This window comes from Deltaproteobacteria bacterium RIFCSPHIGHO2_02_FULL_44_16 (assembly GCA_001798185.1).
Lineage (GTDB): Bacteria > UBA10199 > UBA10199 > 2-02-FULL-44-16 > 2-02-FULL-44-16 > 2-02-FULL-44-16.
Window position 1 is genome coordinate 118,824 of sequence record MGRM01000004.1, and the last position, 11,117, is coordinate 129,940.

Annotated in this window: 9 protein-coding genes and 1 pseudogene; 8 read left to right on the forward strand and 2 right to left on the reverse strand. The window is 44.5% G+C overall.

What is annotated here, in order from left to right:
- Positions 1-20 precede the first annotated feature (20 nt).
- The 7 genes from A3C46_02355 to A3C46_02385 all read left to right on the forward strand — a co-directional run bounded on the left by A3C46_02355 (position 21) and on the right by A3C46_02385 (position 8,422).
- The gene (locus A3C46_02355; protein OGQ23552.1) at positions 21-1,193 is read left to right on the forward strand and encodes a hypothetical protein; all 1,173 of its coding nucleotides are present in this window, start codon (positions 21-23) and stop codon (positions 1,191-1,193) included.
- A gap of 13 nt (positions 1,194-1,206) precedes the next feature.
- On the forward strand, positions 1,207-2,244 hold the full coding sequence (locus A3C46_02360; protein OGQ23553.1) for a phosphate ABC transporter substrate-binding protein PstS: 1,038 nt from the start codon (positions 1,207-1,209) through the stop codon (positions 2,242-2,244).
- Positions 2,245-2,296: 52 nt separating this feature from the next.
- Entirely contained in the window at positions 2,297-3,487 is a 1,191-nt protein-coding gene (locus A3C46_02365; protein ID OGQ23554.1) for a hypothetical protein, read from the forward strand.
- Positions 3,474-3,764, forward strand: a complete 291-nt coding sequence (locus A3C46_02370) for a hypothetical protein (GenBank protein OGQ23555.1) — start codon at positions 3,474-3,476, stop codon at positions 3,762-3,764. The genes A3C46_02365 and A3C46_02370 overlap by 14 nt, the downstream gene beginning before the upstream one ends.
- A complete protein-coding gene (locus A3C46_02375; protein ID OGQ23556.1) occupies positions 3,761-4,987 on the forward strand; it encodes a hypothetical protein in 1,227 nt (408 codons plus the stop codon). Before A3C46_02370 ends, A3C46_02375 begins: the two co-directional genes overlap by 4 nt.
- Positions 4,988-5,038: 51 nt before the next feature.
- On the forward strand, positions 5,039-7,567 hold the full coding sequence (locus A3C46_02380; protein ID OGQ23557.1) for a pyruvate dehydrogenase (acetyl-transferring), homodimeric type: 2,529 nt from the start codon (positions 5,039-5,041) through the stop codon (positions 7,565-7,567).
- A gap of 204 nt (positions 7,568-7,771) precedes the next feature.
- The gene (locus tag A3C46_02385; protein ID OGQ23558.1) at positions 7,772-8,422 is read left to right on the forward strand and encodes a tRNA pseudouridine(55) synthase TruB; all 651 of its coding nucleotides are present in this window, start codon (positions 7,772-7,774) and stop codon (positions 8,420-8,422) included.
- A gap of 37 nt (positions 8,423-8,459) precedes the next feature.
- Here the strand turns inward: A3C46_02385 and A3C46_02390 are convergent, their stop codons facing one another.
- The gene (locus A3C46_02390; GenBank protein ID OGQ23559.1) at positions 8,460-8,876 is read right to left on the reverse strand and encodes a hypothetical protein; all 417 of its coding nucleotides are present in this window, start codon (positions 8,874-8,876) and stop codon (positions 8,460-8,462) included.
- A 75-nt stretch (positions 8,877-8,951) separates the two neighbouring features.
- Positions 8,952-9,329: a hypothetical protein gene (locus A3C46_02395; protein OGQ23560.1), complete on the reverse strand. Its 378-nt coding sequence runs from the start codon at positions 9,327-9,329 to the stop codon at positions 8,952-8,954.
- Positions 9,330-9,503: 174 nt separating this feature from the next.
- Between A3C46_02395 and A3C46_02400 the strand changes: the two are divergent.
- A pseudogene (locus A3C46_02400) lies at positions 9,504-11,117 on the forward strand (hypothetical protein).

Below are 11,117 nucleotides of genomic sequence, written 5' to 3' on the forward strand. Positions count from 1 at the left end.
GGTCTGCTGAAGGAGGCAACATGAAAATGTTCAGACTGATCATTCTTTTTCTTCTTGTTTTTGCCGTATCCCCTCTCCTTTTCGCTCAAACAGCGACAACTGCACAAGAGGGTCCCATCGTCGGCTATAAAGAAGGGCTTTTTATTGAATCCCCTGATGGGAACAATCGAGTGCAGATTCAGGGAAGACTGCAAGCACGCTTTACCTATAACTCTTTAGAAAAAACGACAGACACCAATACCTTTGTCATTCAACGCGGAAAAATCAAACTCGATGGGAACGTCTTTTCAAAAGCGCTGCTCTACGTCTTTGAAATGAGTTTTGGGACACGAGCTGCGGCAACGACAAGCGCTGCTTGCGCCAATGCTGCCTGCACCTCAACCGTGAATGCTGTGACGGCAGAAAGCACTACAGGCCTCCCCGCACTTGAAGATTATTATGTCGATTGGACCAAATATGATCTCGCGCAAATTCGAACGGGGCAATTCAAAGTCCCCTTCTTGCGACAAGAGCTCACTTCTGATGGCAAACAACAATTTGTTGATCGCGCTTCTTCCACAGACTTTTTTAATTTTTCACGCGATCTCGGTGTCACTCTTCATGGCTATCTCTTCAATTACTGGATGAACTATTATCTCTTTGCCATGAATGGCGAAGGCCAAAATAATGTAAACCGAAATCGTAATCTCCTTACAGGACTTCGTCTCGAATTTCCTTTGCTCGGAAATTACAAATATTCTGAATCCGACGTCGATTATAGTGCCCTTCCTACACTTGGTTTTGGCGCCGCAACTGTTTACAATGAACGGGCAAGCTCTTTTAGCAATGGTACAATTCCTGCCACCACGAAAGCACAACATGGCACCGTCGATGTCGATTTTAAATATCACGGTCTCTCATGGCTTGCTGCGGGCATGGTCAACCATACGTTAGAAGGAGCTTCGGTCACGAACTGGGGCTACAACAGTCAATTGGGATATTTTCTTCTTCCGCAACGTTTTGAAGTTGCTGCTCGAGCTGCAGGAACCATTTTTAAAACGCTGATCAACCAATATGAATATGCTTTTGCATTGAATACTTTTTTCAATAAGCATTCATTGAAACTTCAAACAGATTATGCGTTCTTAATAAATAATCGAGGTCAGAATTTAAACGATCATCGCATCCGCACCCAACTTCAAGTTGTCTTTTAAAAAAGGAGCACTCATGAAAAATAGTTTCAAAAAACTTTTTACTTCACTCTTCACGCTTGCTTTCATTATCACCACACCTTTTGCATGGGGCGCTGATACCCTTCTGATGAACGGTGCAGGAGCGACATTTCCTTATCCTCTTTATTCAAAATGGTTTTATGAATATCAAAAAAAGAATCCCAACGTAAAATTCAATTATCAATCAATCGGCAGCGGTGGAGGCATTCAACAGATTCTTTCCAAAACAGTTGACTTCGGTGCTTCGGATGCTCCGATGTCTGATCTTGAATTGACCAAGGTGAAAGAACCTCTTCTTCATATTCCAACGGTCTTAGGTGCAGTCGTCATTGCTTACAATCTTCCTGCCGTGGGAACAGGTTTAAAATTAACGGGTCCCATCATTGCTGAAATCTTTTTGGGAAAAATTACCAAATGGAATGATCCCCAAATTGTAACCATCAATCCCGATAAACCACTTCTCAATCAACCTATTTTAGTGGTCCATCGATCTGACGGGAGTGGAACCACCTATGTTTTTTCTGATTATCTTTCTAAAATCAGTCGCAATTGGCTTGTGCGAGCAGGGACAGGAAAATCGATCAACTGGCCGGCTGGGCTTGGCGCCAAAGGGAATGAGGGAGTCACAGGACTTGTGAAACAGACACCGGGTTCAATCGGTTACATTGAGCTTGGGTACGCGGTGCAAAACAATCTCCCTGTTGCGCTGGTTCAAAATAAAGCTGGAAATTTTATAGAGCCAAACATTGCTTCTATTTCGGCTGCAGCAGCAGAAACAAAAATACCCGAAGATTATCGTGTTTCGCTGACACATCCTGTCGGAGCATCAGCCTATCCGATAAGTTCGTTCACGTATCTTCTCGTTTATGAACGACAACCTGATCATCAAAAGGCAAAGGCTTTCCATGATTTCCTCACCTGGTCTTTTCATGAGGGCCAAACCATGGCATCGCCTCTGCACTACGCCCCTCTTCCATCAGCGGTGATTACGCGTCTTGAAAAGACGACCACCAAAATCGGCCCCCTACAGTAACGCAAACAACATTTTACTGGCATCGCCAAAAACTTTCTGTAAAGAAGGTGAGATGGTCAACATCTCGACGGAACTCAAAGAGGTCATGCTCAAACTTCAGGGCTATCGCACGCTTCGAGCGGTAAAACGTGCAAAGCTCTATCGTCAACATGCATCAGCGTTCACGGCGCTTTCTTCTCTTCGATTAAAATGGCATCATCCCTTGACTTCGTCTGTATCTCCGCAAAAATCATTAAAAATGGCAGCGTGGAATATTGATCGTGGTACTCACTTCGATGCCATTGTGAATACGTTTCAAAAAAATCCAGATCTTCACAATGCTGATATTCTTCTTCTCACCGAACTCGATATCGGCATGGCAAGATCAAGTAATCGCAACGTTCCTTACGAACTCGGAAAAGCCCTCGGCATGAATGTCTTTTACGGAAATGCCTACCTCTGCTTTTCCAAAGGAACAGGAGCAGAGCTGAAAAGTAATGGAGAAAATAATCTGGGACTCCATGGCAATGCGATTCTGTCACGATATCCTCTGGATGATCTTCACACGATTCCTCTTTTCAACTGCAAAGATAAATTTCGCGGTGTGGAAAAAAGACTTGGATCACAACAGGCATTGCTAGCGCGCATCAACACAGAAAATGGACAACTTTATGTTGTCTGCGCACATCTCGACGCACATTCCTCCCCAAAGCAGCGGCAACATCAGATGCGCATGGTTTTGAATGCTCTCGATGCACGAAATCTGGGGAACACCCCCATCATTCTGGGTGGTGACTGGAACACGACAACTTATAATGCAAAAAGTACGTTTCGTCTTATCACAAGCGGACTCCGACACGCTTTTCTCACGAAACCTCATATTTTGGCAAAAGTTCATTATCGTTATCCGTATCAACGCATGGAACCGCTCTTTACGGAACTACAAACACGCTCGTTCAACTATCTTGATTTCAATGAAGAAGGAGTGGGAACGCTTCCCTATTCGATGAACGATACTTCAAGTAATCATAAGATGAGAGAACGTCTTCCTCAGTTTTGTGTCGAGTGGACACGAAAAATTGCAGAAGCCATCGGTGGCAATGCGTCCATCAAAGTCGACTGGTTTGCGGGCCGCAACTGCCATGCGCTTGCGGGAACTGCGAAAGTGCTTCCGTTAGTTTTATGGAAAGGACATAAAGTTTCCGATCATAAACCGATTGTGGTGGAAATTGGTTTCAAAGGAGCAAAAAATGACAGAACTTGAACAACAAATTGAAAAGGCTTTTGACTATCGTGGCAATGTGACCATCACCTTTAAAAATGGAAACGCGATCGAAGGATTTTTGTACAATCGCGAATTTTCAAATCCTAAAACACGTGAGCAAAATTTTATTGAAGTTTTCCTGGCGCCAAAGGGAGAACCTGCAAAATTTAAGATCACTGATCTTGAAAGCGTGATCCTGACGGGCGAAGACCATGCTGCAGGAAAATCCTACGAAGACTGGATCGCAAAGCAGAAGAAAAAAGATTCCGACTCATGATAAAAAACTTACCAAGACGGCATCTTCTTGCCGCTCTGCTCATATCGCTCTCTGCCAGTTTTCTTCTCTGTGGTTATGAACTGATTCGGAGTAGTTCAAATACGCTCTATAAAGTTGCCTATGGGATCAATGCTTTTCCGATTGTCATGGCCATCATGCCGATCGGTGTTTTCATCGCGATTTATCTTTACGGAAAAATCCTGACCGCTCTTGGTCCATCGCGCACCCTCTCGTTGACGACTCTTCTCTCCGGCGTTTTTTTTCTTGTTGCCTATTTCTTTATTCAAAGAGGCTCGCATCTGATGACCGGTGTGCTTTATATTTTTCGCGAAGCGTATGTCATTTTAATCATTGAACAGTATTGGTCGTTTCTCAATAGTACCTTGAATAATAGTTCCGCAAAAAAACTCAACGGCCCCATTGTCGGCATTTCTTCTTTTGGCGCTATTGCCGGCGGCCTGCTGTTGAATCATTTTGCGGAATCGTTCGGAACCGTGACCATGCTTCTTTTCGCATCGGTGACCATGATTCCTTGCGCGATTTTTTCGATGCTTGCCTATCGCGCCTGTGGTGAACCGATTCCCGAAGGAGGGTTACAAGAAAAACATGGCGCCCTGGCAATCGATCTCTTTCGTCGCTCTCCTCTTCTGACACTTCTTTTCATCGTGATGGTAACTCAAGTTCTTTCCACCGTGCTCACGCTTCGATTTCAGGGAATGCTCGAGCTTGAAATTCCGAACCCCGATACCCAAACCGCTTATTCTGGTGGATTCTTTGCGCTTCTTAATGGTGTAGCAACCTTCTTTCAATTTATCGTCACTCCTCTCTTTTTACGTTATTTGCCTCTCTTCATCATTCATGCAGGAATTCCGATTCTTCACGCCATTGCAGTGGGCGTGCTTGTTTATAATCCCTCTCTCTTTACAGCAGCAACTGCACTTCTCGTCTTTAAAGTTTTTGACTACTCGCTCTTTCGCGCGGCCAAAGAATTACTTTATATTCCTCTCTCCTTTGACGCTCGATATCGAACGAAAGAGGTGATTGACACCTTCGGATATCGTTTCAGTAAAGGTGGTACCTCTTTAGGTCTCCTCTTTCTCGGAAAAGCCGGTTTTCTTCTGAGCACTCTCTATTCCTGGATTGCTTTTGGATCGACACTTCTTTGGCTTCTGCTTGTTTTTCCGCTCATACGTCACTATGGCCCGCTAAAGCAGACAAGATAAGTCTTTACGCAAATCCTTGACGAACAAGAGGAAATCGTGAAAGGAGAGCCAATGACACGCGTCGTATTTCCATTTGAAACGCCTTATATCAATACCATTCCGGTAAGCACGCAACCTCCCTATCCCGGCGATGAAATGCTGGAGCGTAAAATTAAGAGTCTTATTCGATGGAACGCCATGGCCATGGTCGTTCGAGCAAATCGAAATCTCGAGGGGATCGGCGGGCATATTTCGACCTTTGCTTCTTCAGCCACTCTCTTTGAAGTAGCCTTTCAACATTATTTCAAAGGTCCGGATCATCCAGAAGGACAAGATCAAGTTTTTTATCAAGGTCATGCAGCTCCTGGCATCTATGCTCGTGCTTTTTTAGAAGGGCGCCTGACAGAAGCGCAGCTCGTCAACTTTCGCCAAGAACTTCAACCAGGGGGCGGACTTCCCTCGTATCCGCATCCATATCTGATGAAAAATTTTTGGGAATATCCCACGGTGTCGATGGGACTCTCTCCTCTGATGTCCATCTACCAAGCACGCTTTAACCGTTATCTGCATGACCGTGAACTGAAAGACACCAGTGGATCGCGTGTCTGGGCATTTTTGGGTGATGGTGAAATGGATGAACCCGAATCGATGGGATCGCTGACCGTCGCTTCGCGTGAAAAACTCGATAATCTCACCTTCGTGATTAATTGTAATCTTCAACGTCTCGATGGTCCCGTGCGAGGGAATGGGAAAATTATTCAGGAACTCGAATCGCTCTTTCGTGGTGCAGGTTGGAACGTGATCAAAGTGATTTGGGGACGTGATTGGGATCCTCTTCTCGCTCAAGATGAACATGGATATCTTGCAGAACGTATGAATGAAGCGGTTGATGGTGATTATCAAAAATATGTGGTTGCTCCTGGAAGTTATACGCGGCAACATTTTTTTGGAAAAACTCCTGAACTTTCAAAGATGGTCGAACATCTTTCTGATGAACAGATTCGACGTCTCGGTCGCGGCGGGCATGACGCACAAAAAGTCAATGCTGCTTACAAAGCTGCAATAGAGCACCGTGACAGACCAACGGTCGTGCTCTGTAAAACCATTAAAGGATATGGGCTTGGAGAAGCGGGTGAAGGTAGAAATATTACACATCAACAAAAGAAAATGAATGAAGCAGAGCTGCGCTTTTTCCGTGATCGATTTGACATTCCTATTTCAGATAAAGATTTAAAAACGACTCCTTTTTATCGTCCTTCTGAGGACAGTGAAGAGGTGCAGTATTTAGTGGAGCGGCGTCGTGCGCTCGGTGGTTTTGTTCCACAACTGCGAAATAAAAAGAAATCTCTTGCGACATTTGATCTCAAAGAATTTCCCGAATTCCTCCAAGGAACAGGAAAAGACCGAAAAGTTGCAACGACCATGGCGTTTACTTCCATGCTTTCAAAACTTTTGCGTCATGAACGATTAGGAAAATTTATTGTTCCTATTATTCCTGATGAAGCGCGCACGTTTGGAATGGATCCTCTTTTCCGACAAGTCGGCATTTATTCAGGAGTCGGGCAACTGTATGAACCGGTCGATTCCGATATGCTTCTTTATTATCGTGAAGCAAAAGATGGGCAGCTCATAGAAGAAGGGATTAGTGAAGCAGGAGCAGGAGCGACCTTTGCGGCAGCAGGAACCTGCGATGCAGCGCACGGTGTTCCGATGATTCCTTTTTACACTTTTTATTCGATGTTTGGTTTTCAGCGCATTGGGGATTTGATCTGGGCCATGCAAGATATGCCGTGTCGCGGTTTTCTCCTCGGTGCTACTTCGGGACGAACCACGCTCAATGGTGAAGGCTTACAACATCAAGATGGACACACTCCTCTTTTTGCAAGCGCTTATCCGCGCGTGCGAACGTATGAACCTGCGTTTGCTGCTGATCTTCTGGTTATGTTGCAACAAGGCATTTACGAAATGTACGAGCGTGGCGAAGATGTGATCTATTACCTCACCCTTCAAAATGAAAATTATGAAATGCCACCCTTACCTGAAGGAGTTGAAGACGGCATTATTCGTGGCATCTATCTTTTTCAAAAAGCTGCTGCAGAAAAGGGATGGCATCGCGTTCAACTCCTTGGCAGTGGCTCCATTCTCATGCAAGTTCTGAGAGCCCAGAAAATTTTGGCAGAGCGTTATCAGATTGCCGCTGATGTCTGGAATGTGACGAGTTACAGCGAACTCCGTCGCGAGGCGCTTGAAATCGAACGATGGAATATGATGCATCCTCAAGAAAAACCTTACGAACCTTACATTGTCACAACCCTCAAAAATGCTGAAGGTCCGATCATCGCTGCAAGCGATTGGATGCGAGTGGTTCCAGATCAACTTCTTCGATGGGTTCCAAAACTCTTTTCACTTGGTACCGATGGACTTGGACGCAGTGACTCTCGCGCTGCCCTTCGTCGTTTCTTTGAAGTCGATGCTGAATCGATTGTCATCGCAACGCTGACGCAACTGAAAAACGAAGGAAAGATAAAGCCCGATATCATTGTGCAAGCTATGAACGATTTTGGTTTTCCTCCTGATAAACCTGACCCGATGAGAGCTTAAGAATAAGCCAACTGATAAGGATTTTCTCGAGAAAATTGAAATTTCTTTTACCACTCATCCTGAGCTTGTCGAAGGATGTGCATCGCTCATAGTTCGACTAGCTCACCATGAGCGGAATGAAATGTCATCCTCGCGTAAGCGGGGATCCAGAAAATCTCATAAACACCTGGATTCCTGCTTTCGCAGGAATGACATCAAGGAAATATGATCATAAATATCAACAAACCAGCAGGTATAACGTCGCATGATGTGGTCGATGTCGTGCGTCGCATCACAGGTGAGCGACGTGTCGGTCACGCTGGCACACTCGATCCTTTTGCAACCGGTGTCCTCATTGTTGGTGTCACACGCGAAGGGACCAAACAACTCGGAGAAATTTCGAAAAATACGGAGAAAGAATATCGAGCCACACTTTGTCTTGGGAAAATGAGTTCCACGGGAGATCTTACCGGAGAGATTCGAGAAGGCGGCGATCCATCGTCACTCACGCGCAAACAGATTGAAAATGTCCTGAGCACATTTCGAGGAGAGAGCGAGCAAGTTCCTCCTGCATTTTCAGCCATCAAAATAAATGGGACTCCGGCTTACAAACTTGCGCGTAAAGGACAGCGGGTAGAACTTCAACCTCGAAAAATTTTTATTCATACACTGGAACTTGTCGATTTTGAATCCCCTTATCTCACCATCACTGTCACCTGCTCTTCAGGCACGTATATCCGAACTCTTGCTGAAGATATCGGTAAAAAATTAAACGTCGGAGCTTATCTCACTGAACTTACGCGAACACGTGTTGGAACATTTCAGCTTGCTGAAAGTATATCGCTTTCAGACCTTCACCAAGAAAAAGGCCTCTGAGAAGAGGCCTTTTTTGTATCATTAATATATAAAAAATTTATGCAGTCGCTGTGGTATAGGTCTTCGAGGTAATCAGTCCACCGACAATGAATTTCACAAAATTTGCTGCGATCCACATGAGAGTCATATTTAGCGAGTATGGCATGACCGCATACCAAATGAGAAGTGGAGCATTGAAGAAAAGGGAAACATAAAAGCCGTAACGAAAGCCTTCTGCTGTCCCTTTGTGTTCATAGCCTTTGGTAAAAATGAAGGTAAACATCAATGCTAAGAAGAAGTGTCCAAATACCATCCATGGCATATAGCTCATCATCTCTGTTTCAGAACGCCAGAACTGTGATGTTGCCATGTACGTCTCTTTCATGAACATGCCGTGAAAGAGCCAATCAAACAGATAAAACCACACAAACACCACAAACGTTGTGAGCCACAGCTTCTTTTGATTCGTATGCATTCTCCCCCCTTTTTGGTGAATGAACTCTAAAAACTGGCGATATTCATAGCACATTTCGAACCATAAAAAAACCGATTACTTCTTCGTCCACGTTTCGTGAAACGTTCCATCTGGGCTTGAAAGGGTCAGCGTATTTCCGGTCATCGTCATTTTCTGTTGATGCGTATTGCCGACATAGGATGGATTATAGGCTTGGGTAAAAGTGACATTCAAAAGATTTCCTTCTTGCTTATAAGGGCCTGCATAAAATTTTTCTGTTTTGCCATCTGGTGAATGATAAACGCGTGTCATCGTATTATTGGTAATCACCATCATTCCCCACCAACCCGACATATCTGCTTTTCCCTCTTTTGTGCGCGATGAAAAGTGATAGGTGCCATCATAACCTGAGGCTTGCGCAACTACTGAAACAAACAGAACTGCCACTGCGAAAAACGATGCTATTTTTTTCATAATTTCTCCTTTGGTTGGTGAATGGAAAATGCTTTGTAAAAGAGGAAATGCGAGGTGTCAATCAGAACGATGCTGAAACTTCTCAGAACGAGAAATTCTCTATTATCCTGTTTTCTTTCTTTGTCTTTTTATGGCACTTTTTTTGCTTGTTGTAACTCTTTGGAAGGAGACACGATGAAGTTGAAGTCATTTTTCTTTTCCATCCTTTTTATCTCTTCTTTGCCTTTAACGGTATGGGGCCAAAGCAACCAACTCGGTCTCATGTTTATCATGCAATCGGACAATCACGTTGTCATGGTTGATCTCGATCAGCCTTCTTCTTCTCGTGCATTTGAGTATGATCCAAATCTCCATCTTCGCGCGCATACCATGACTCTCAGTCCGGATAATCGATTTCTTTATGTCGGTACTTCAGAGCGACTGAGTTATTGTCGTAATCTCGCTGGTGCCAAAAAACTGATCGTGATGGACACATCACTTATGGGAGGAACGGCAAATCCTGTTGTGAATAGTTTTGGTGTCGAAAGGTGTCCTTGGGAAATTGGCATCAGTCCAGATTTCTCTTATGTTGCAGCTCCTATGGATCCATATTCTCTTGCTTTGTTTCAAAGAAATGGTTCGATTCATTTGGCTGATAGTAGTCATAGATTCAGCCCCACTTTAAGCAGCGGACCGGAAGTTGCATTTGGTCAAACACCGCCCCGCGTCTTTGTCACAAATGGCCAATTCCTCTATGTTATTGACCCCATAACGCATCAATTTATCGATGTTCGAAACATTACAGCTGCAAGCGGAGCTGAACTAAAAGATATTATTCTCAGCCCGGATGAACGTTTCATTTACATGATCGATAACAATTACATGCTCAATAGCAATTCAAAGTTATGGATATGGACTGGAGGGCCAGGGAATGGAACATTTACTTCAATCACCCTTCCTGGTCGTTTCCCCGAATTCGGTTGGTCCTATCCTTATAACTATCGATCTCAAATGGTCGTCGATTCGCAACACCAGATTCTTTATGTTGCAACAACCGATGCGCACACTGTTGTTGCTTTGGATACAACGACGAACCAGATCATTCGGACGATTCCGCTGAACAGCAAACCCTATCTCTTGCAGCTTCATCCTGATGGTTCAAAGCTTTATGTTTTAAGTTCAGAAGCTGCGACAGTCACTGTCCTGGAGACAGGTCAAATTCGATCTTTGAATCCGATATCTACAACCGTCCCGATTACAGGAGGACGCGATTTAAGCGACATGAAAATCCATCATACGGGCCGCTTCCTTTATATTATGGATACTGGCATGGACGCAGTACGGGTTATTGATACTTCTCTCATCGGCACACCTCGGTCACCCATGGTTGATAATATAACAGGAATCAATACTGATCCCCTTCGCCTGATTCTCTCTCGCAGTCCTTGCGAGATTTTTAATCCAACTGCTCATGAAGATGGCAATCCGTGCACTCTTGCGCGTTGTGATCCTCTTCAAGGAGGAGCCATTTCACAAGTGCCTCAACCTGGGATGAGCTGTCCTGGTGACAACGATCGTTGTAACGGGATCGATACGTGTAATGCTTTAGGAGTCTGTGACAATAATCGAATCACCGCTATTAACTTCGATGATGGCAATGACTGTACCGTCGATAGCTGCAATGCTATGAGTGGCGTTGTCACCAATGCTCCCAAAGCTGATGGCACTTCGTGTCTTTCCAATAGTCGTCGCTCTGGAATCTGTTGTGCTGCTGAATGTAAAGAAGGTCTTACCGTTTGTCCTGCTCCC